This is a genomic window from Peptoclostridium sp. AF21-18, assembly GCF_003478825.1.
Lineage (GTDB): Bacteria > Bacillota > Clostridia > Peptostreptococcales > Peptostreptococcaceae > Peptacetobacter.
Map to the genome: position 1 here is coordinate 63,309 of NZ_QUGE01000009.1, position 22,884 is coordinate 86,192.

The 22,884-nt window shown below is 29.9% G+C and carries 19 protein-coding genes; 2 read left to right on the plus strand and 17 right to left on the minus strand.

Features of this window, described 5'->3' with window-relative positions; all coding sequences use genetic code 11:
- Positions 1–103 precede the first annotated feature (103 nt).
- The 10 genes from DWX74_RS05875 to DWX74_RS05920 all read right to left on the minus strand — a co-directional run bounded on the left by DWX74_RS05875 (position 104) and on the right by DWX74_RS05920 (position 12,956).
- Positions 104–1,456 (minus strand): MATE family efflux transporter, encoded by a 1,353-nt coding sequence (locus tag DWX74_RS05875; protein WP_118549139.1) that lies wholly within the window; start codon positions 1,454–1,456, stop codon positions 104–106.
- A gap of 93 nt (positions 1,457–1,549) precedes the next feature.
- Positions 1,550–2,398, minus strand: coding sequence for a MerR family transcriptional regulator (locus tag DWX74_RS05880; protein ID WP_118549140.1), 849 nt, complete (start codon positions 2,396–2,398; stop codon positions 1,550–1,552).
- A 32-nt stretch (positions 2,399–2,430) separates the two neighbouring features.
- On the minus strand, positions 2,431–4,857 hold the full coding sequence (locus tag DWX74_RS05885) for an ABC transporter permease (protein WP_118549141.1): 2,427 nt from the start codon (positions 4,855–4,857) through the stop codon (positions 2,431–2,433).
- Positions 4,858–5,532 carry an ABC transporter ATP-binding protein gene (locus DWX74_RS05890; RefSeq protein WP_006439384.1) on the minus strand — a complete coding sequence of 225 codons (675 nt, stop codon included), beginning with the start codon at positions 5,530–5,532 and terminating at the stop codon, positions 4,858–4,860.
- 1 nt (position 5,533) lies between these two features.
- Positions 5,534–6,883 (minus strand): sensor histidine kinase, encoded by a 1,350-nt coding sequence (locus tag DWX74_RS05895; protein ID WP_118549142.1) that lies wholly within the window; start codon positions 6,881–6,883, stop codon positions 5,534–5,536.
- Positions 6,880–7,593 (minus strand): response regulator transcription factor, encoded by a 714-nt coding sequence (locus DWX74_RS05900; protein WP_006439382.1) that lies wholly within the window; start codon positions 7,591–7,593, stop codon positions 6,880–6,882. Before DWX74_RS05900 ends, DWX74_RS05895 begins: the two co-directional genes overlap by 4 nt.
- A gap of 104 nt (positions 7,594–7,697) precedes the next feature.
- Positions 7,698–9,788, minus strand: coding sequence for an FtsX-like permease family protein (locus tag DWX74_RS05905; RefSeq protein ID WP_158573240.1), 2,091 nt, complete (start codon positions 9,786–9,788; stop codon positions 7,698–7,700).
- Positions 9,775–10,530 carry an ABC transporter ATP-binding protein gene (locus DWX74_RS05910; protein ID WP_006439380.1) on the minus strand — a complete coding sequence of 252 codons (756 nt, stop codon included), beginning with the start codon at positions 10,528–10,530 and terminating at the stop codon, positions 9,775–9,777. Before DWX74_RS05910 ends, DWX74_RS05905 begins: the two co-directional genes overlap by 14 nt.
- A gap of 645 nt (positions 10,531–11,175) precedes the next feature.
- On the minus strand, positions 11,176–11,928 hold the full coding sequence (locus DWX74_RS05915; RefSeq protein ID WP_006439379.1) for a YoaK family protein: 753 nt from the start codon (positions 11,926–11,928) through the stop codon (positions 11,176–11,178).
- Between the two features lie 227 nt (positions 11,929–12,155).
- Entirely contained in the window at positions 12,156–12,956 is an 801-nt protein-coding gene (locus tag DWX74_RS05920) for an MBL fold metallo-hydrolase (protein WP_118549144.1), read from the minus strand.
- 285 nt (positions 12,957–13,241) lie between these two features.
- On the opposite strand from DWX74_RS05920, the gene DWX74_RS05925 reads away from it, so the two are divergent.
- The gene (locus tag DWX74_RS05925) at positions 13,242–14,162 is read left to right on the plus strand and encodes an AEC family transporter (RefSeq protein ID WP_330415640.1); all 921 of its coding nucleotides are present in this window, start codon (positions 13,242–13,244) and stop codon (positions 14,160–14,162) included.
- Between the two features lie 124 nt (positions 14,163–14,286).
- On the opposite strand, the gene DWX74_RS05930 is transcribed toward DWX74_RS05925, so the two are convergent.
- The 7 genes from DWX74_RS05930 to DWX74_RS05960 all read right to left on the minus strand — a co-directional run bounded on the left by DWX74_RS05930 (position 14,287) and on the right by DWX74_RS05960 (position 22,045).
- Positions 14,287–17,481 (minus strand): DEAD/DEAH box helicase, encoded by a 3,195-nt coding sequence (locus DWX74_RS05930; protein WP_118549146.1) that lies wholly within the window; start codon positions 17,479–17,481, stop codon positions 14,287–14,289.
- A gap of 126 nt (positions 17,482–17,607) precedes the next feature.
- A complete protein-coding gene (locus DWX74_RS05935; RefSeq protein ID WP_118549147.1) occupies positions 17,608–18,396 on the minus strand; it encodes an ABC transporter ATP-binding protein in 789 nt (262 codons plus the stop codon).
- A gap of 40 nt (positions 18,397–18,436) precedes the next feature.
- Positions 18,437–19,438 carry an ABC transporter substrate-binding protein gene (locus tag DWX74_RS05940; protein WP_006439373.1) on the minus strand — a complete coding sequence of 334 codons (1,002 nt, stop codon included), beginning with the start codon at positions 19,436–19,438 and terminating at the stop codon, positions 18,437–18,439.
- Positions 19,439–19,449: 11 nt separating this feature from the next.
- Positions 19,450–20,127: an ABC transporter permease gene (locus tag DWX74_RS05945; RefSeq protein ID WP_286164238.1), complete on the minus strand. Its 678-nt coding sequence runs from the start codon at positions 20,125–20,127 to the stop codon at positions 19,450–19,452.
- A gap of 65 nt (positions 20,128–20,192) precedes the next feature.
- The gene (locus tag DWX74_RS05950) at positions 20,193–20,483 is read right to left on the minus strand and encodes an MTH1187 family thiamine-binding protein (RefSeq protein ID WP_118549148.1); all 291 of its coding nucleotides are present in this window, start codon (positions 20,481–20,483) and stop codon (positions 20,193–20,195) included.
- Positions 20,484–20,574: 91 nt separating this feature from the next.
- The gene (locus DWX74_RS05955; RefSeq protein WP_243412053.1) at positions 20,575–21,210 is read right to left on the minus strand and encodes a phosphatase PAP2 family protein; all 636 of its coding nucleotides are present in this window, start codon (positions 21,208–21,210) and stop codon (positions 20,575–20,577) included.
- 235 nt (positions 21,211–21,445) lie between these two features.
- Complete coding sequence (locus DWX74_RS05960; RefSeq protein WP_118549150.1) at positions 21,446–22,045, minus strand: helix-turn-helix domain-containing protein; 600 nt, start codon at positions 22,043–22,045, stop codon at positions 21,446–21,448.
- Between the two features lie 171 nt (positions 22,046–22,216).
- Between DWX74_RS05960 and DWX74_RS05965 the strand changes: the two genes are divergently transcribed.
- Positions 22,217–22,840 (plus strand): NUDIX hydrolase, encoded by a 624-nt coding sequence (locus tag DWX74_RS05965; RefSeq protein WP_118549151.1) that lies wholly within the window; start codon positions 22,217–22,219, stop codon positions 22,838–22,840.
- Positions 22,841–22,884: the final 44 nt, after the last annotated feature.

The following is a 22,884-nucleotide window of genomic DNA, read 5'->3' on the forward strand; positions in this document are numbered from 1 at the left end:
CTAAAAGCTTTACTGAACCCCCAGTCTAACTGGGGGTTTTCTACATACAAAAAGGGACTGATGCGTATTTGCTCAGTCCCTTTTCATATAATCTTTTATAAATTTATTGCACTGTTGCTACTTTAAGTTCTTTTTTGTGTTCCATGTTTGGACTTTTTAATACTAAACTTATACTTGATAGTATTAACTGTATTGCTGGGTATGCCATCCATACGCCTGATAGTCCAAATAGTTCTGTAAATATCCAAAGCATAGCAGGTGCTATAACTATCGGCTCAATGTAGATTAATAAATTACTGAATTTCGTATGATTAGTTGCATAGAAGTATGCGCTTGTTACTCTTGTAACTCCAAAGAATGCATAAGCAAATGCTGTTGTTTTTAATGCTAAAGCTGTTTCATTCATAAGTTCTGGTGATATGTTGAAGTATTTAGCTAACTGTACGCTGAATACCATTGTCATAACCATTAAAAATACTGAGAATATTGAGCATAAGAAGAATGCTTTATTGTACACATAGTGTAATTCTCTTTCTTTGTTTGCTCCAAAGTAGTAGCTGAATAATGGCTGAACACCATCACCTATTCCCTGTATTAAAAGCTGTGCACATGCAAGTACGTAGCTTATTACTGAGTATATTGCAACTGCTCCATCTCCACCGTATTCAATACATTTCCAGTTTGTAAGTATTATTATTATTGAAGGAACTATTGTCTGTCCAAATGGAGATACTGCTATTTTCATTATTCTTTTTATTTTAGCTATATTTGGTAGTATATAATCCATTTTAAAGTTTTTATGGTTTAATTTTACAACGTATATAACATTCATTGTAGCAACTACACCCTGTGCAGTTATTGTTGCTAAAGCTGCACCAAACATTCCTAAATTCATTTTGTATATAAATACATAGTCAAGTACTATATTAGTAACAAGACCTGCTACCATGTTCTGAGTAGCTACAATTGGTTTTCCCTGATTTCTAACTATTGGATTTAATCCGTTTCCTAAAACAGGAAGCATTCCACCTATTAATATAGTAGTTATATAATCATCTGCTCCCTTATATATTGCACCTTCTGCTCCTAAGAAGTTAAGTATGATTCCTTTTGTACCTAAGAAGAAAACAGGAAGTATTGCTCCAAATATTAGAAGAAGTATTATTGTCTGCATGGCACTGTGCTCCATATCTCTTTCTTTTCCTTCTCCTCTGTATATAGAAACAAGAACAGATCCACCTATACCAACACCTGTAGCTGTTGCATTAAGTACAACCTGTATTGGATAAACTAGGTTTATCGCAGCAAGCCCCACGTTTCCTATACTGTTTCCTACAAATAGTCCATCGACTATTGAGTAAAATCCACTGAATAACATCGCTATCATTGATGGTATTACATAATGCATAAACTGTCTATTAATTCTTTTTTTATCTATTGTTAAGTCTTTATTCATAATTTAAACACCTTCCTTTCACCAAAGAAGAGTTTAAACTATGGTCTAAGACCAAGGTCAACAACTTTTTAAAATAAATTTATATTTTCTATTCTATTTTTTTATTTTTATGTATATTTCCTTGTATTCATGCTGCTTATCTGCATAAGCTGTTGTATTTATTTCATGCGTTAAAACATAATCCTCTAGCTCGATTTTATTTTCGTCAGCATAATTTTTTATCTTTTCTATATATTTTTTATTCAACTTACTTCCCTCAGATGGTACAACCATACTCAAAGCATCAAATCCGTTTATTATTTTATCGTTATTTTTATTTTCTTCGTATATTCTTTCTTTACTTAGTCTACCCTCTTTTCTTTCTACATCATTTTCAAAAAGATCCTCTAGTATCTGCCTTTCTATAGTATAGAATGTAGCCTTTTCAGTTAAATCATAGTTGTATTCCTTGATTACCGCACCTAGTACAAACTCTTCATTACTTATACTAGGTATATTTTTTAATACTAATTTCTGTGCACTACTCTCTTCTTCTGTTTCTTCAAATAAAATATACGAAGTTTCAAAATATTTCTTTTTAATACTCATATTTCCAGAAATTGCAGGTCCCATTGTGGAACATAGATAATCTAGCTTCTTTAAAAGCTGCTGTTCATATCTTATCCTGTTTCTACAATCTATTCTCTTTTTTTCAAATAGCTCAAGTGCCTTTTTTTCGTCGTTTTCGTTCATTATTGAGTACATGTCGGATACTGAGATATCTAGATTTCTATAAAAGATTATGTCTAATATCTCCAAAATATTGTACATATCGTACATTCTATACTTGTTGTTTGGGTTTATTTTTGGATGAATCATATCCTTTTTTTCGTAAAATCTCAGTGTATCCACTGTTATGTTGAGAAGTTTTGAAACTTCAGATATGCTGTATGTCTTTTTCAAATTTTATCTTCCTTTCAAAATTAATCTTTATTTTATACATTATTAATTATATCAGTAGGAGAGAGCTTTTTCATCTTATTGCATACATATTTCGTTCCTATCTTTACGCTCAAAATAGCTGTTATTATTATAAATAAGTATAATATCCACGGTGTAGATATATTTAGCTTAATTGTAGAAACTTCTATCAAAACTTTAGACATTAAAAATACGAAGATACTACCTATCACTACTCCCAATATAGCTGGAATAGCCACTCTATCTTCTATTTTCTTTGAAATAACCTCTTCTAATTGTTTATCACTTATTCCTATTGCCATAAGCACTCCAAAATCAGCACTTTGAGACATAATTTCGTATATAGATCCATTGATTGAGTTGAATATAGTTAGAATAATTGCAAATCCAGCTACAACACTAAATATTATATTTATAGCTCTTATATATGCTTCATTTTGCTCTAACTCTTCTACACAATCAACAAATTCCACATTCCCACTCTTTGACTCTAACATTCTTTCAATTGCAATCTTAACGCTTTTTTTCTTATACTCGCTGCATTTTATATTTATCGAATTTATATTTTTTGCAAGTCCTTTATCAAAAGCTGATTGATAAATAAATGCAAAATCTGGAGTTATTTGAGATATATTTATAACTTCAAATGTTTTTTTCTTTTGAATTCCATTTTCTAAAACCTCTAGTTCAATCTTATCTCCTATATCTATTCCCATTTCTTTTGCATACATACTATGTACACAAATCGTATTTCTTCTTTTAAATTTTTCCACATCAAAATTATCGTATCTTGCAGATTTGATTAATTTATCTAATTCCTCATCATCTATTCCATATAATCCGTATACATATGCAGAACTATTATTTTCATAGTATTTTACAGGAGTAGTGTAATTTTTTTCTAAACTTGTTACTCCTAATATTTTAGAAATATTTTCTTCCATATCCTCTGTAATAGCTACATTAGAGAAAATTTTTTCTAAAGGCAGATTACTTTTATTTTCGCTGTACATATCTATATTTCTAACTATGTAATCTACGTCATTTTTATATAAAGACTCACTTCCAGAGTCTATACTTTTTACGATAGATGCAGTAAATGCAAGGATTACAAAGATTATTACTATAGATGATTTGCCAGTATTTTTATATTTATACCTTCTCTTTATATTTACTTTATTATTACTTTTTCTATTCTCTCTTTTAACTTCACTATAAACCGCATACGGATTGTTTATTGAAGATGGAATATCCATATTCAACATAGTTTTCACTGTTTTTCTTGAAGATAAAATATATGATAAAAATACAAGCAATTCTATAACCACAAATATAAAGAATACATCTAAAAATCGTATATTTTCACTAGTTGCTTGCATTAAAGAAAATAACCCACTTGTATTAGATAAATTCGTTTTATTTAAATACATTATCTTTAAAATTAATATAAATAATAAATTTATTCCTACTCCAATAGATACGGAAATGATAGATAAAATAAACGCTTGAATATTAACTATATTTTTTATCTGTGCTGATGATGCACCTATTGCCTCCAAAATTGCCATATCTTTAATATTTCTATGAAGTCTAGCTCTATTTATATTCTTTAAAATTATATGCGATACAAGTAATATAGCTAGTGATAAAGCCACAGTAACGCAAAAGTTATCTAAAAATATAAATTTAATATAATCTATTCTAGACACTAGTTTTATCCCAGATTGATCAAATCCTACATCAGAAGCTAATTTTTTTAAGCTATTTTGTATTTTTATTACGTTGCATCTACCTACATCTTTAAATTTTACAATTTTCGATTTTTTATATCCTACATTATTAGCATAACTTTTAGAAACATAGATATTTTTCTCCCAGTTTTCATTATCATACTTTTCGTTTATAGCTCCTGTAACAACTAATATCTTATCTTTTTTATTTCCATTTTTATCTATTACAGGAATTTTTATAGAATATGGATAAGCACTTTTAGTATCTTTTGAGCTATCTTCTAATATAGAATAATTTCTTATTAAATTCTCTGACTTCTTTTCAATAGCTATCTCATTCTCTTCAATAGGATATTTTCCAGCAGCAAGCTTTAATCCAAGCATATTTGATGAGTTTTTATCGTAATTTTTTAAATATCCTAGTTCAGAAAAAATATCTGTAGTTTCTTCAGTATCTAATACCTCCCCTGTTTTGCCTACAGATATATGATTTTTTACATTTTCAATCTGATTTTCATCTAACTTTGAAATCTCCGCATCATAATCTCCAAAGTATATTTTTTCGTATTTTAAATTGTATCTAAGAGAACTCACAGATATTATCAAAATCAATGAAACAATAAAAGATATTGTTGCAGTTATTATAAATGGAAGTATATATGATTTTTTGTTATTTTTAATATTTTTTATGATAAATTGAGATTTCTTCAACTAAATCACCCCATTCATAATTTTCCCATCCCTTATATGTATCACTCTATCTGCAAGCTGGGCTATACTCTCATCATGTGTAACAACAATCAAAGTCTGAGAATACTTCTCAGAAATAACTTTAAGCATATTCATAACATCCTTTGACATCCTAGAGTCTAGATTTCCAGTTGGTTCATCAGCTAAAATAATTGTAGGTTTTATAGCGATTGCCCTTGCTATTGCAGTTCGCTGCTTTTCTCCTCCAGATAATTGATGAGGCATCATATTTTTCTTCTCATAAATTCCTAGAGATTTCATTATATCATCTACAAATTTCATATCAGGATTCTGAGAATCTAACACAAATGGAAGAAGTATATTATCTAATACTGATAGTGTAGAAACAAGATTATATGATTGAAATACTATTCCAATCTCTCTTCTTCTAAATATAGCCATCTCATCTCTATCCATCTTAGAAATATCTTTTCCGTTTATTTCTACAGTTCCACTATCTGGCTTTTCAAGTCCAGCTAAAATATTTAAAAGAGTTGTCTTTCCAGAGCCAGATTTACCTACAATGGCTATAAACTCGCTCTCTTCTATTTCTAAATTTATTTCATCTACAGCCTTTATCTCAATATCTTCTGTTTTATAATATTTTTTTAAATTTCTAGCTCTGAATAACTTCATTTTATTCTCCTTTCGATTTTGAGAAGTAAAGAGTAAACGTACTTCCTTTTCCTTTTTCTGATGAAACCATTACATTTCCATCTTGTAAGTTCATAATTTTTCTAACTAAATAAAGACCTACACCAGATCCTTTTTCATTTTGCACTATACCATTTCTCGATCTATAGAATCGTTTAAATATATCATTATACTCATCTGTATCAATTCCTATTCCGTTATCCTCTATATTTAATGCAAAATAATTTATTCCATTGTCTAAACTCAGATTTATTTTTCCATTTGGAGCAGTATATTTAACTGCATTATCAAGTAAATTAAATATTGCCTCTGTAGTCCACTTTCTGTCTATTGCTAAAATACAATCTTCTTTTATATCATTTTTTATAGTTATATTCTTTTTAGCTGCATCTGCCTTTACTGACGATATAGCACTTTCTATACATTCTTTTAAATTCTCCTCTTTTTTATCTATACTTATCATATCCGCTTCTAGTCTAGATATATTTATCAGAGAATCTATAAGCATCTTTAATTTTTCTATTGCTATTCCTTCAGTTTCTAAAAACTCCAACCTTTCCTCATCACTTATTCCTCCTTCTGCCAAAAGCGTGTTATAAAGTTCTACATTTGCAAGAGGAGTTTTTAGCTGGTGAGAAATATCTGTTACCAATGATTTTACATTTTCTTTTTCATTTTCGATTTTTCTCATGTTTATTCTCATATTTCTCTCTGCTTTTTCAGAAATCATATTTATCCTACATAGCAGATTTTCGTTGTATTTATTCAAATCTACACTATCATTTTCAATACTTTCTCTTTCTTGTAAAGCATTATCAGTTTTATTGTCATTCTTATTTAATGTGTTTGAATGTTTAATATTATCTACTGTATTAAAGATATTTTTCATCTTATAATACATACTTTCAAATATTTTTAAAACATATCCCATAGCTTTAATAGCTATAACTAAAATAATTATTGAAAATACTGCAAATAAAAATACAAAGAATATAATCATCATCTTTACTTTATTTTCACTTTTGTCTATTAAATCAGATGTTTTTGAAGTATATCCATATTTAGCCAGTGTATTTGCTCCACTTTCTATATATTTATTGTTATCACCTATTACAGACTTTACTATTATCTCCCTATCCTGTGGGTATTTTTCCAAAAGATAGCCTACAACAGCTGCATCGTGCTTGTATCTATCTTCTGTAATTTTTTCAAACAATACAGACTCTACAGACAAAACAGATATGAAAAATGCGAGGAACATAGCAAACGATACTACTGCGCATTTTCTAAGGAAAGAATCATTCTTTATCTCTGAAAATACTTTTCTTATCATTTTCTAACGCACCCCGCATTCCATTTATATCCTATTCCTCTAATATTTTTTATAAATATCGGCTCTGAAGGATCTTTCTCTACCTTTTTTCTAAGTCGTCTCATGTAAACAGCAACCGTATTATCATCTACAAAATTCCCGTCCATGTCCCACAGAATATCTAGTATCTGTTCCTTTTGAATAATATTCATAGCATTTTCCATTAAAAGTTTTAGAAGTTTTCCTTCTGTTTTTGTAAGCTGTACTTTTTCTGTATCTTCCCTGTTTAGAATCAGTGTATAATCTCCATAATCAAATTCTATATCTTCAGATATTAGAATATTTTCTGATGTTTTTTCTTTTTCATCGTTTCCAGCTCTTTTCATAAATGCTTTAACCTTTGATACAAGAATTGCAAGACTAAACGGTTTTGTTACATAATCGTCTGCACCTATTTCATACCCCATAACTGCATTAAACTCTTCATCTAAAGCAGTTAACATAATAATATAAACGTTACTTATTTTTCTTATTTCCTCACAAAAATCAAATCCACTTCCATCTGGCAATCCAATATCTGTTATTATTAAATCTATTTTATTATTGTCAAAAATATTTTTAGCTTCTCCAATGCAAAATGCTGTTTCAACTTCAAATCCTTCTTTTTTCAATTTGAAACTAATTCCTCTATTTAAAGATTTATCGTCTTCTAAAAGCAAAATCTTTCCCACGTTTTCACACCTCTATCCTACAATATGTTTTATAGCTTAAATTATATCATAGAAATAAGTGTTAGCTTTTTAGATATTCGATAAAATTTATAAAATATTAAAAATTATTTTTCAATGTCTAAGATTTTTTTACATTTATTTAAGCTATATTTATATACGATAAATATAAATATTAGAACAGCGATAAATATTAACGAATCTATAGAATATGCTATTACTTCTGATTCTGAAATTTTTCCGTCGTTCATTATAAACATTATTCCTGTAAGAAGCATACTCAAAGTTACTCCTAATATCGCAGGAACTGTGAATAATTTTGATATCTGTTGTTTTAAGCATTTTCTTACATACTTTTTGTTTGCTCCAAGTTTTTCAAGATCTTCAAATACATCTTTGTTTCTTGATGCTACAGATATGCTTCTTGAATAAAGCATTATTGCTGATGCAGCTAGACATATTACACTTATGAATGAGAATACTAGGAAGTATACTGCAACACTCTGTGCAAAGTTTTTTACATCGTAAGTTTTGATAGATGGATACCATTTCCAATACCCCATAAGGTCTGGATTATCCTGATTTAGCTCTATTGTAGTTCCTTCTAGTCCCATTGACTCTATAGCACCTTCGTCGTACATTGTGTTTGGATTTGCCATTTCTTTATCCGCTCTTTTTAAAAACTCTACATATACATTTTCAGCAAATTCATAAGATTTTTCTTCGTTTGCAGTGTTGAATATAATCTGCTGTACTTTGTTTGAGTTGCCTACTTTTGATGCAATTTTTTTGTAATCTTTGTCATTTAATATGTATCTATTTTCACAGTTGTTAGTTAGCATATACTCATTTGCTATTGTTCCCTGGAATGATAATTTCATTCCCTGTTTGCTATCCTTGTCTTCTATATAGTCCATATCGTCGTATCTTGTGAAGAAGTTTTCGCTTTCGTCTTTATGTACTATTCTTATATATTTTCCTTTTTCTACATTTACCTTTTCTCCAGTAATTTTTTCGTATTCACTTTGACTTATGAATTCTGAAGTTGAATGATCTTTTTTGTAGTTTTCTACAACATTTCCATTGTCGTCGTAATCTCTTTCTACTCCGCTTGCACTCAGACATGCAAATTCTATTTCTTTATAGTCTTTTATTGTGACACTACTTTTGTTAGCTAATTCTTCTATATAATTTTTATTTAATTCTGATGATACAAGCGGTCTGTAAATTACAAATTCATAAGGATTAGATTTTCCCGCAGATATTACTGAAGAAGATACATTTGATATATAAGATGCTGCAAATATAGATACCGCACATAGTACAGATACTACTAGCATATTTCTGATATTCTGCTTACCTTCAAATTTTATCATTCCGTAAGATACCAGATTTTTATAGTATTTTTTAGTATTTTTCCCTTTTTTATGGTATATAACCGCATATTCTATAACCATGTATGTTCCAACTACACTTAGTAACATTATCACATTTAATATACCAGGCGCTTTTTTATCAAATGTGTATATTATTATCTTAGGAAGTAAGAATCCAAAGAAAATTCCACTAACTATTAAAATCATACCTATTACTAGATGTTTTTTAGAAACTTCTCCAACTTTTTCTCTAGTGTTCTGTGCTCTTATGATAGATATTACATCTGCTTTTTTTATTGTTCTTGTAGACATTCCAACTATTAATATGCCTATTATTAAGTCAAATATCACTCCCCACAATATTCCCCGAACTGATATTGAGAACACTGCGTATTCTTTATTTACTATGAACTGAGAAAATCCCTGCCATATTATAAATGTAACTATTTCTCCTAATACTACTCCAATCACTCCACATTTTAATACTATAGATATTATTTCTTTGTTTAATGGTTTTATTAAGTCCTTTTTTACTGTTCCAAGAGCTAACATTACTCCGATTTCTTTTGTTTTATTTCTTAAAAATAGTGATGCTGCGTATAGTGAAAATACAACACATCCTATTATAGATACTGAAAGTATTAGGTATAATTGTTTTCTTGAGTCACCACCTACAGGAAAAACTAGCTGAACAATAGGCATTTGAGCAATACTCATCATTGCTGTCATTAAAAGCACAGCAAATGTTATACAAAATTCAAACTGATTGTAATTACTTTTATTATAATTTCTAAGCTTTTTTAGTATATTACTCATTGTCATTTCCATCACCACCAAGTTCTTTTAATACACCTAATAATTCATCAAAGAATTCTTTTCTATTTCCACTATTTTTTAGCTCTGTAAATATTTTTCCGTCCTTCATAACTATAACCCTGTCACAGTAGCTTGCAGAAATTGTATCGTGAGTTACCATAAATATTGTAGCTCCTAGTTTTTTCTTTGCTTCTATGAATGATTTTATAACTGCTTCACTTGATTTACTGTCTAAGTTTCCTGTTGGTTCATCGGCTAATATTACTAGTGGATCATTCATTAAAGATCTCGCAACTGCAACCCTCTGCTTCTGCCCTCCTGATATTTCAACAGGATATTTATCTGCAATTTCTTTAATTCCAAATATATCTAGCAGTTTATTTGCCTTGTCTTCCATTTCTCGCCAATCATCTTCTTTTATTATTTTAGGCATACATATATTTTCAAATACTGTTAATCCGTCTAATAGCATAAAATCTTGAAATACAAATCCTAATTTTTCATTTCTTACAGTTGCTAATTCATCTTCTGTAAGTTTTTCCATGTTTTCTCCATTTAATATTACTTCTCCACTTTCATAAGGTATAAAGTTTGATATACAGTTTAAAAGTGTTGTCTTTCCACTTCCTGAAGGTCCCATAACTGATACAAACTCTCCCTTTTCTATGTTTACATCTACTCCCTGTAGTACTGGATAATTCTTGTTTCCTACTTTGTATGATTTATAAAGATTTTTAACTTCTAACATTTTTCTTCCCCCTTTGTATTGCTAACTTTCGATAAACTATTTTTCTATACTTTTATAATAAATGGGGAAACTTACAACTAACTTTAAGTATTCTTACAATATTGTAAGATAAAATCAAATTTTACCGAAATATATTGTTATTATGCGAAGCATAGTAGATATAGACAAACTTCTCTCCAGGCTTCGACGCGTAAGCGAAAAATAGTCTAGTTTATATTAAAATACGCGTCTGCAGATTGTCGAGAGAGTTTTGTCTATATGCTACTATGCTCATAATATCAATATTCTTGGCAAAGTTTTAATTTTTACATAGGATTAAAAAGAAAGTAAAATTATAACAACTTGAATAAAAAGATGCTTAAAATTTTATTCACTTCAATCCCCGAGAGTTATTAATATATAAATTTTGATTTATTTAGCTTGTAGTAAACTGATAAGTACATATAATTTTTTACAATAAAATAGCTGTTATTAAAATTTTATAAATAGTATTTAAGACTTAAACACAAATAGCTCCCACCGACAATTCTGTAAGCACCCAACACCATTAAAATGTGTTACATAAATGGGTTGGGCGCTGAAGCCTGGAGAGCGAATACTTGTGTTAAGTCTGTTCTATTTCAAAATTTTAATAACAGCTATATTTTAGTGTCCGCTTGGTTTTTTATGAAGTTTGTCTTTTTCTATTGTTAGGTCTGCATGTAATAAGTCAACAAATATTACAGTAAGAGGTATTACTGCAGCCCAGATTGCTCTACCTGTAAAGAAGTTTACTAGTATTGTAGCAACTGTTCCTCCAAGTACAAACATTATTATCATAGCAATGTGAGTATTCATTCTTTTTACATACTTCTGTTCGCCATGATTTCTTATCGCTTTTGTAAGTGCAACCCCAATCTGTCTAACGTGATTTGTGCAGAATGTTGTTGCCATTGGTATTTTGTAAGCCTGTCTAAATGTGTTGTACTGCATTGAGCATAGGAAGTTTATCGAAATCTGAGCAATTTGGTATGGTGCACTATCTGGTACAAATCCAAGTATTATAACAACTATAATTTCTATTAATATTAACATTGTATCCCATCTTATGAAGTGGAATTTTTTGATTGAAAGTGCCCACGCTTCAGAAAGCATAGTTCCCGCAAGATATGCAGTAAGTGGAACTAAGTAGTACGCTGCTTTTCCAAAGTTTTTGCTTCCTATAGCCATTCCCAACATTACAAGGTTTGCTGTCTGTGCATTACAAAATATTCCTCCCCTTGCTGTATATGTATACGCACCGTAAAATCCACCTACAAACATTAGAACTGCAAAGATCCACCATTTTTCACACTCTAAAAATTCTTCCTGTTCTTCTTTTAAATCCGTCGCTATACGAACAACATTTTTATATTCCAAAATGTAAACCTCCCTTCTATTTTTTATTATAAGTTCAGTTTTGCTTTTATAATTCTTATTTTTTGTAGAATTATAGCAATATAGCCGACAAATTAGATTTAATGCCGGCTATTTATCTAATCTAAATATAGAAATATTATACTCTCATTTATTTTATTTTTCAAATTTTGTTAAATATGATATATTTTTTATATTTTTGTTGATTAGTATTTTCTTCTATCTAAATTTTAAAGTTCTATAGTTTCTAAATCGTCTGGTATTGCTATGTTTCCACTAAAGAATTCTTTTCCTTCATTGTAGTACATAGTTTTTCTATTAGCTATATTTTTATCTTCTGTGTGATATAAAAGTATGTTTTTTATACCAAGTTCTGTAGCTAATTCACAGGCATCTTTAACTGTTGAATGGTGCTTTTCATAAGGTTTAAATTTATCTGCTTCTGAATATAGACAAAAGGCTTCGTGAAGTAACCAATCGCTGTTTTTAGCATATTTTTCTTCTTTTTCGTTGTATGGTTCATCACCACAGCAAGTAAGTTTTTTATCGTTATCGTAAATCATACTAAATCCAAACTGTTTTGCTTTAGTTGAGTGTATATCGAAAAATACAGTTTTGTTTCCTATTATTTCTCTTTCTTCCCCATCTTCAACAGGTATTATATGTACTCTTTCACCTATAAAATCTGTTTCTTTTTTATTAAGAAGCATGTGAGCAATACTATTTATTATATCGCAAAGCTCCCCATGTGCGTATATGTTTACATCCCCTACATATTCACCTTTTTTCATTGACCGGCAAATTTTTCTAATCATCCATATTACGCCGATAACATGATCAACGTGTTTATGAGTTACGAATATTTCTTTGATATTTTTCCAATCTATACCTGCATCTTCTAGTTGGTTGAATATTTTATTTCCACCACCACCATCTACTAGTAGCTGTTTTTCTCCATTTGTCAGTACAAAAGTTGTGTTGTAACATTTAGTTACCATTGCATTTCCTGTTCCTAGCATTGTTATTTTCATAAAATTTTCCTCTTTTCTTGATAGTTTTTTAATTTTATTATTCTATTTAATTTTTAATATTTACATCTTCTTTTATTATAATACCCAAAAGTATTTTTGTATTAACTTATTTTTTTATTAATAACTTTTAAAACCTTTTCCTTTCTTTATTTAACTTTACTTTAATTATTTTAAGCATCTTGTATTGACTTTATCCATCCTTAAAATTATAGCTATTTCAAGGAATTGATGATAATATTATTGTATATAAAGTATTTTTTGAGGAAATTTTGTGAGGTGATGTATTTGAGTTTTAAAAATATTTTTACACAGGTAGCAGTTTTATTCATTATAATTTTGGTGGGATATTTTGTAAGAAAGAAAGGGCTTTTAGATGAATCTTCAACTTCTAAACTTTCTTCTTTAGTTATGAATATTTTTCTTACTTCTATGATAATTACTGCTATGCAGATTCAATTTGATAAAGAGATGATTCCAAAGATTCTTTCTCTTCTTTTCGTGTCTATGGTGATGTTTGGGGTGTCTACTATAGTCGCATTTTGTTTAAAGATTTTTATCAAGTCAGATTCAAAGTTAGGAATTTTTCAATATGCATTAGTTTTTTCTAATTCTGGATTCATGGGATATCCTGTTGTAGAGGCTGTTTTAGGGAAAGGTGCAATATTTTATGCAGCTATTTTCAATCTTCCTTTTAACTTCCTTTGCTTTACACTTGGTGTGTATTTCTTGTCAAAAGGAAATAGTAATGCTAAGTTTTCAATAAAATCTATGATAAATCCTTCAATGATTGCAGTATTTATAGGGCTTGCTCTTTTCATTACAGGTACTGAGCTTCCTATATTTATCAACCATCCATTAGAGCTTTTAGGAGATGTTACTACTCCAATTTCGATGATTGTTATAGGCTCTATGCTTGCAGGATCTTCTGCAATGGAATGTTTTAAAAGATTTGATATGTATATGTTAGCAGTTTTAAGACTTGTTGCTATTCCTATGCTTGTGTTCTTAGTACTTAGACCATTTAGTTTTGATTCAGTTGTTATGGCGATTCCAGTTGTTATCTCTGCTATGCCATCAGCTGCAAATACTGCTATTATGGCAAATGAGTATGGAGCGGATGTGGCGTTTGCATCTCAGGCGGTGTTTTTTACGACACTGTTTTCTGTGGTGTCAATTCCATTGATTAGTGTGTTGTTATTAGGATAAAATGTATCTAGGGGATTGAATTCATAGACAAACTCCTCTCCAGGCAATCAAGTTGCATTGTCGAGTTCGTTTTGTCTATGAAATTCAATCCACCAAGTTAGTTATTATCCCTATAAATTTTGATTTATCCAACAAGTTTATTTGTCTTTTTAAGATATTTTGCCGGAATTCTTTTATCTAATTTCCATATAATATTCATTGGTTTTGATCCAGTATGACTTACATACTCTGCCGGTCCTAAGAATGTATATGGCATAGTTTTTCCATATTTATCATTTTTAAATTCACGAACAAATAGTACAACTCTACTTCCTTCTTTTACGTGATTTCTGTATCTCTTACCTGTTTTACTATCTTCACTAGTTGTACTCTGACTCTGCCAGTGGAATAATTCGTCGTTTATAGAATAGTCCTCGTACATAGTTGTAGGTGAGTAGTCTTTATCTGATTTGTTAAGAGTTATAAAGAAAATATCTGTTTTCTTGCTTTCAATCCAAAGCACTCCTTGTCTTACAGATGAGAAACTAAGATAATCAAATCCCATTAAAAGCTGTCTTTGAGTATATGTACAGTGTAAATCTATAGGACAATCAAATCCTAAATCAACTTCTTCATCAATAAAATCTATTTTACTGTAATTATATTCTAATAGTTCTATCAACTCTTTTCTCATATAATCACTTTTTACTAATTTATTTATATTTTCTAAAACTTTCTCATCATTCCAATCCTCAGCTACTTCTCCCCAAACTGTAACATAAAACATTTGGAGCATTCTCTTTTCTAATTCAGACATATGGTTTATTTCTACATTTTCTATATTCTTTAAAAATACTATTAAAAATTCTATCCATCTTCTTGAGTCTAAAGATGTAAAAGTATACAGCGCCGCACTCATCTCCTTTTCTATAGAGTCTTCAAAATCATCTATAACGCCTGCAGCTACACATAGTCTGCTAAATGATAAATCTTTATATTTATAAATTATCTTAGGATCTAAATGATAATATTCTAAGAAATTCGCTAAATTTAACTCTAAACCTGTATCTTCTTCAAAAGTAGCCACTTTGTTTACTAATGCTACTCTATTTCCATAAGATGCTTTTATATTAGACAGGATATGTTCCTTAGCTTTTTTCTCAAGCTGAATATAGCATCCCTTTGGAACACCTACAAATCCTCTCTTTATCTCACTTTCAACACTCTTGTTAGTATTTGATAGAAGCGCTGCAAATTTATCTTCAAAATTATATCTTTTGTTGGACTGTCCTATAAAATCAAGTACAGTTAAACAATCCTTACCTTCAGACAATCTAAGACCTCTCCCTAACTGCTGTAAAAATACTGTCAAAGATTCTGTTGGACGCAAGAATAATACTGTATTTATCTCGGGAATATCTACCCCTTCATTATATATATCAACAACAAAAATAAATCTAACTTCTCCTTTTACAAGTCTATCTTTAGCGCTCTTTCTCTCTTCATCAGGAGATTTTCCTGTCAAATACATTGAAGGAATTCCTCTTTCATTGAAAAACTCACTCATAAATTCAGCATGTTCTACTGATACACAGAATCCTATTCCTTTGACATCGTCTATATCAGCGACATATTTAAATATCGAATTTACAACTAAATCCGCTCTTTTTTCAGCAATCTTTCTATCTAGAGCATAGACATTAGATAACTCGTGCTTATCGTATCCACCTGCACTCCATTTTAAATCATCTAAATCTACATTATCTGTAACCCCAAAATACTGGAATGGGCAAAGTAGCTTTCTATCAATTGCTTCTGGAAGTCTAATTTCTGCAGCAATTCTATTATCAAAGTATTTTAAAATACTCTTTCCATCCATTCTCTCTGGAGTTGCAGTAAGTCCAAGAAGAATATTTGGTTCGTAATATGTCAATAAACTCTGATATGTAGGCGCTGCTGCATGGTGAAACTCATCGACAATTATATAGTCATAAAAATCTTTGTCAGTTTTCTCTATAAATTTCTGAGAGTTGAATGTCTGAATAGATATGAATAAATTATCCAAACTATCCGGTTTGTAGTTACCAACAAACATATCTCCAAAGTTTGCATCTTTTAACACAGCCCTAAATGTGTACATACTCTGTTTTAAAATTTCTTCTCTATGTGCTACAAATAGAAGCCTACAAGGTTTATCTGGATTCTCTTTTCTAAACCTTTTATAGTCTAGTGCAGATATTACAGTTTTTCCGGTACCTGTAGCTGCAACTACCAAGTTTTTAAAATGTCCTCTGACTTTTCTCTCTGCATCAAGTTTATCTAAAATCTCTTGTTGATATGAATATGGTGCGATATCCATAGTGTACATCTCTTCATTATTAGACTCGTAATACTTCTCAGCTTTTAAAGCTCTTGCTAACTTTTCCTTTTGGTCTTCTTTATAGTATTCAAATTCATTAGAGTTCCAATAACTTTCAAATGTAGCCTCTATTTTTGCTATTGTTTCTGGTAAATCCTTTTGAGTTACCTTAACATTCCATTCTAACCCGCTTGATAGTGCGGCATTTGATATATTTGATGATCCTACATAGGCAGTTGTGAAACCTGTATTTCTGTAAAATACATAAGTCTTTGCATGAAGTCTAGTTCTTTTTGTATCGTAGCTTATCTTTATTCTGGTGTTGTTTAGTTCCCTAAGCTCTTCTATAGCTTTAATATCAGTTGCTCCCATGTATGAAGTTGTTATAATTCTAAGCTCTCCACCTCTAGCAATGAACTCTTTTAAATCTTCAATTATCAATCTCAAACCACTCCATCTGATGAAAGATACAAGCATATCTATCCTATCACTAGATGCTATTTCTTTTTTAAGTTCTGTAAACATCTGTGGTTCATGCACAGCTCCTGTAAATAAGCTACTTTGAGCAATTGAAGTTTCTGGTCTAGTTACTTTCTTATTTCCATCTAGTGAAAGTACTGTATTTTTCTTGTCGTAAAGTGCAAGTAACTGCTCACCCTCATCTGTTACAGACATTTTTTCGTAATCTTCGTCATTAGTTTCTTTTTTTATTAAGTCCACTATTTTATTTATTAAAGATATTTGTTTTAATCTGGCATTTTTCTCTTTTTCATCTTTTTTTCCTTTTGTGGCTTTTTCTTCCTCTTCTTTTACAATGTCTAGTCCTTTTTCTACTATTTCAGATACATATTTTGCAAATACTTTTGATGATTCTGCATAGTCTACGGCTTCTTTTTCTATGTGTTTTTCGTCGTTTTTATCTATTAATTCTTGGTTTATGTTTTCGTTGATTATTTGTTCATAGATACCATTTTTTAGCATGATTTTTCTCCTTTTGGTTGATAATTTTATTGTATCATTTTAAGTATTCGCAATCAATCATAGTTATTTTTAATATATTTTTCCAATAAAAAAGGCTGATACTCTCGTACCAACCGTTTAAAAACTCTACACATGTAAAACATCCAGAATATCTTTCTTCAACTTAAACGAATACTCGACATCCCCTATCCTGTCTCGATCCACAACAATCTCCATACTAACACTCGATGGCTTATTAGAAATAACATAAATCCTATCAGAAAGCAAAATCGCCTCCTCAATATCGTGTGTAATCAACAAAATAGTCGACGTCACTTTCTTCCTAATATCCAAAAGCCATTTCTGCATAGAAGACTTTGTAATCGAATCCAATGCTCCAAATGGTTCATCTAGCAACATAATATCATTTGAATTGACATAAGTCCTCATAAAATTCGCCCTCTGTCTCATACCACCAGAAAGCTCCTTAGGATATTTGTCCTCATAACCCTCAAGTCCAAACACCTTAAAATACTGTCTGACTTCTTCTCGAGCCTTAGATTTCTTTTCTTTTCTAAGAACAAGAGGAAGCGAAACATTGTCTATTATTGTCTTGTATGGAAGAAGAAGATCTTTCTGATACATATAGCTAAGCTTTCCATTTACATCAACTGTACCACTGTCCTGCTTCAAAAGACCTGCTATCATATTAAAAATTGTACTCTTACCACATCCACTTGGACCTAGTATTGATACAAGCTCTCCTTCTCTAACATCAATAGAAATATTGTCAATTATCTTATCTCCATCAAATGATTTGCTAATATTTTCAATTCTTATCTTAGAATCTAATCTATTATCAGAATCCAAACTACTATCAAACTCTAATACATCCTTAGACTCTAAATCTTTAATTTTATTATCTTCTCTATTCATATTCTCTCGATTTCTTTATTATCTATTAAGATTTTATTCTCTACTGAGGTAGGAATTCGTTTGTATAAGCATCTTCTGGTTTTAAGTCTTTATTTATTAAACCGTATTCTTTTAAAAATGCTGTATAATTATTCCAAACTTCATCCTTCATTTCTCCCCATCTAGGTGCATCATCTTTATATTTTGATGCTAAGAATTTCTGACTTTCTATAGCTAATTCTTCATCTATTTCTGGAGCATGTTTAACTAATATCTTCGCTGCTTCTTCTGGATTATCTATAGCGAACTGATATCCTTCTGTAGTAGCTTTCATAAATTTCTTAGCAAGTTCTGGATTATCATTTAATAAAGTTTCATTAGATATTATTACTGGAGTGTAATAGTCTAATCTCTTATCAAACTGATTAAGTGGTATAAAGTTTAAATCAAAGTTCTTTAATTTAGCCTGAACAACATCCCATCCTTCATATATCCAAGCAAAATCAACGCTATTAGTTGTTGCTGTAAAGAAGTCATCCTGTCCTATATCAGCTATTGTAACTTTATTAAAGTCTGCTCCAGTTTTTTCCATAACTGCTTTTATAGCTGCTGTTTCTGATTCAGAACCCCATCCTCCGTAGATTTTTCCTTCAAAATCTTTTGGTGTTTTTATATTTTTATCTTTTGGTGATGCAAATCCTGATGAATTGTGCTGAATTACAGCTGCTATTGCTTTTATTGGAAGCGGATCATCAGAAGTTTTAGCGTATGTAACCTCTTCCTGATATGATATACCAAAATCTGCTTTTCCTGATGCAACTAAGCTCGCTGCTCCTCCTTCAGGTGGCTGAACTATTTCAACATCTAGTCCCTGATCTTTGTAGTATCCATTTTCTAAAGCAGTATAAAGTCCTGTGTGATTAGTATTTGGAGTCCAGTCTAATACTACAGTTACTTTTTCTCCTCCATCTGCTGATTTTTCTTCTTTTTTAGAGCATCCAGAAAGAGTTGTAAGCATCAGGGCTCCAGCAAGGGCTATCGATATATATTTTTTTATTTTCATAAATTATCTCCTTAAACATTCCTATTTTTTAAAACTTTTTTTCTTATAATTTGCACTACTCCAACAAATATTAAACTAAATATTACTATAAGTATTGTAGATGCAAATACTTTATCTAATGCATAAGCCTTTTTAGATCTAACCATATACACACCAAGTCCAACAGTTCCTCCAAGCCATTCAGCTACAGTTGCAGCCATAACAGCATAAGTTGCAGAAATCTTTAATCCAGAGAAAAGTTTTTCTATAGACATAGGGAATTTTAAATGTATAAATGTATCTAATTTGCTTGCATTCATTGTTTTGAATAGGTTTAAATAGTCCTTATCTACATTTTCCAAACCATCTACAAAACTAACCAATATCGGGAAGAAACACGTTAATATTACCATTAAAGTCTTTGGAAGTATTCCAAATCCAAACCAAATCACAAGAAGTGGCGCTATTGTTATTGTAGGTATCATCTGTGTTATAAGCATTAATGGATATAAACATTTTCTAATAATATCTACAAAATCCATCAATATTCCCATTAAAAGTGCTATTAATACAGCCAGCATAAACCCAGATATAGACTCAAATATCGTAATAATACTATGATTAATTAAGTTTTCATAATCTGTAAAGAAAACTTCTATTATATCTGTAGGTGCTGGTAAAAGGTACTGCGGTATATCAAACTGTACCACAGCAAATTGCCAAACAGCTATTATAACCAAAAAAAGTAATAATTGGATAAGAGGCTTTTTTTATACTATCTGTGGTTTCTAAGTTTGTCCTCAATAGTTAAACCTCCAGCCTTTTCATCTACTCTAGCTACAGTTATTACTCTTTCACAATTTAATTCAAAAGGTAATTTGTGCATTTTTTTGATAAGCTCGAATACTTCATCGAATTCCCCTTCAAAAGTAGTACTCATTGCACCTATTTCATATTTTAATCCACTTTTTTCTACTAACTCTATGCATGCATCTACTATTTTATACATCTGATCTTCGTTTGCATAAGGGCGTAGAGGCATTACTGCTACGTCAGCTATTACCATAATTATCATTCCTTTCAATTTATATTGTCTACCTATTATATTATACTATCGCTAATTTTTTTAATCAAATATTCTTTAGATTAAATTCATTTTAATTTTTTAAACAATCGACAGCATAACTGTAAAACATTACAAATGATATTGAAAGTATAGTTCCTCCAATTATATCTGTAAACCAATGTACTCCAGATAATAATCTACCTACTACAATTAAAATCATTACTAAAGCTAATACAAAGTCCACAAATTTTTTTATCTTATCATTATCTATTCTCTTATTTGCCTGAATAATTGCCGTACCTATTATACAAATAGCCAAAATAGTATGAGATGATGGATATGATGCCTCTAAAGCACCATCTACAAGAACTGGTCTGTAATTTATAACGACAACTTCAAAAACTAAATAACTAATCGCTACAACTATATAAAATACTCCCAACACAAGTATATCTATGTCTATTTTAAAAATACTTTTTCTTTTTATAAGCTGATATGCACCTATTCCAGCAAAAAATATAGCGATAATAATAGGAACTATTCCCAATACTTCTGTAATATTGTACCAAGAGTTATTTACCCCTAAAAAACTGTGCATAAACACATTTAAAGTTGCAAATCCTATCTCAGTATTATTTACGCCCAATGATTGTACGTCTAAAAATTTTGCTCCAATTGTAAAAATTACAAATAAAAATAATAAACTTATAGAAATTTTTTTCTTCATCTTTTGATCCTCCATTAACCTGTTTTTAGATTTTTTACACTGTTATTTGTAATACTGCTACGTATCAAATTTAGAATTCTTTTGTTTGTCGACAGTTAAAACTTTAATCTAAAAATAAATTTTAATGAAGAATCTAGCTATCACATTGCGATACCTATAGTATCAAATGGCTATTTTTCAACATGTTACTTATAGTATCATTGACTTTATCTATATTATTTTTTATTAGCGTTTATTATTTACTCTGTTTTATATACACAACTATTTTAATCAAGAATATCCAAAACTCTATGAATGCTATATACGGTTCACTAGTTGCTATAAAAGTAATTATAGCTATACTTGTAAGTCCTAATGAAATAATGCTGTTTATTTTATCAACAGATTTATTTTCAAACTTAGACATAATCAGCTCAGATACCCCGTATAATATTGTCACTCCTATTATTATCAAATAAATATATTTCCCTACTCGATTTATAGAAAAAAGATTTACTAAATATATATATCCGTTAATCTCTTTTCCAAATAACGGTATAAATAAAAATATTATACTCATCAAATCTATAATTCCAAATATAATATTTTTAAACGACTTCATATTCTCTTTCTTTTCTTTTTCCGCAGCCTCTATAATTTCCTCAGATGATAATAATTCGTCTATTGAAACATTAAAAACTTCTGATATAGCTTTTAATGAGCTTATACTAGGCATTCCTCTTCCCGACTCCCATTTTGAAATCGCAGTTCTTGATACAAATAACTTTTCAGCTAACTCTTCCTGAGTCAAATTGGATTTTTTTCTAAAATATTGTAATTTTTCATTGAACTCCATATCAATACCAACTTTCTTTTATTATTTATTTCTTTAAATTATTTCTAGTATACAATTATACACTTTATCATTCATTATAACATTATTTTATAGATTCATAAAATTACTTTAATTTTAATACAATTTCTAATATAATAAAGAGTATATAACTTCACTACAAGGAGTGTTGAAATGTTTAATAGACAGAAAGTTTTAGATAGACTTACAAATCATAAACCTTATATAAATGGCTCTGAATACATGAGAAGAGCTGCTGTTTTTATACCTATGGTGAGAAAAGATGGAGAAATTCATATACTATTTGAGGTTAGGGCAAGCAGTCTTAAACACCGGCCATCTGAGATATCTTTCCCTGGTGGTGGCATAGAAGAAGGTGAAACTCCTCTACAAGCAGCTATAAGAGAAACTCAGGAAGAGATAGGCTCTTATCCTGAAGATATTAAAATAATTTCAGAACTGGATTTACTTATAACACCTGTAAAATATATAATTCATCCATTTGTTGGATATTTGGATAATATAGAACATATAAAGTTGAATAAGGATGAAGTAGACCATGTTTTTATGGTTCCTTTAAAATATCTTTTGGAAAATCATCCTAAAAAGTATTTTAATACTGTTCAGGTTTTACCAGATCAGAATCTTCCTTTTGATTTGATTCCTGGAGAAAAGAACTATAAATTTGAAAATGGAAAATCTCAGGTTCTATTCTATAAGTACAAGGATTACGTTATTTGGGGAATAACAGCAAAAATATTATATAATTTCTTGGAATTCTTTAAAGACATCAAGTAGGGGCTAACTTGTAGCCCCTCTCACACCACGGAGCGTGCCGTTCG

Bases quoted from the DNA above. Each gene is read 5' to 3' on its own strand.
- DWX74_RS05935 (WP_118549147.1), bottom strand. From the start codon at position 18,396: ATGAATAGAGAAGATAATAAAATTAAAGATTTAGAGTCTAAGGATGTA.
- DWX74_RS05910 (WP_006439380.1), bottom strand. From the start codon at position 10,530: ATGTTAGAAGTTAAAAATCTTTATAAATCATACAAAGTAGGAAACAAG.
- DWX74_RS05955 (WP_243412053.1), bottom strand. From the start codon at position 21,210: ATGAAGAAAAAAATTTCTATAAGTTTATTATTTTTATTTGTAATTTTT.
- DWX74_RS05875 (WP_118549139.1), bottom strand. From the start codon at position 1,456: ATGAATAAAGACTTAACAATAGATAAAAAAAGAATTAATAGACAGTTT.
- DWX74_RS05905 (WP_158573240.1), bottom strand. From the start codon at position 9,788: ATGACAATGAGTAATATACTAAAAAAGCTTAGAAATTATAATAAAAGT.
- DWX74_RS05965 (WP_118549151.1), top strand. From the start codon at position 22,217: ATGTTTAATAGACAGAAAGTTTTAGATAGACTTACAAATCATAAACCT.
- DWX74_RS05895 (WP_118549142.1), bottom strand. From the start codon at position 6,883: ATGATAAGAAAAGTATTTTCAGAGATAAAGAATGATTCTTTCCTTAGA.
- DWX74_RS05930 (WP_118549146.1), bottom strand. From the start codon at position 17,481: ATGCTAAAAAATGGTATCTATGAACAAATAATCAACGAAAACATAAAC.
- DWX74_RS05890 (WP_006439384.1), bottom strand. From the start codon at position 5,532: ATGAAGTTATTCAGAGCTAGAAATTTAAAAAAATATTATAAAACAGAA.
- DWX74_RS05950 (WP_118549148.1), bottom strand. From the start codon at position 20,483: ATGGTAATAGCTGACGTAGCAGTAATGCCTCTACGCCCTTATGCAAAC.
- DWX74_RS05940 (WP_006439373.1), bottom strand. From the start codon at position 19,438: ATGAAAATAAAAAAATATATATCGATAGCCCTTGCTGGAGCCCTGATG.
- DWX74_RS05920 (WP_118549144.1), bottom strand. From the start codon at position 12,956: ATGAAAATAACAATGCTAGGAACAGGAAATGCAATGGTAACTAAATGT.
- DWX74_RS05960 (WP_118549150.1), bottom strand. From the start codon at position 22,045: ATGGAGTTCAATGAAAAATTACAATATTTTAGAAAAAAATCCAATTTG.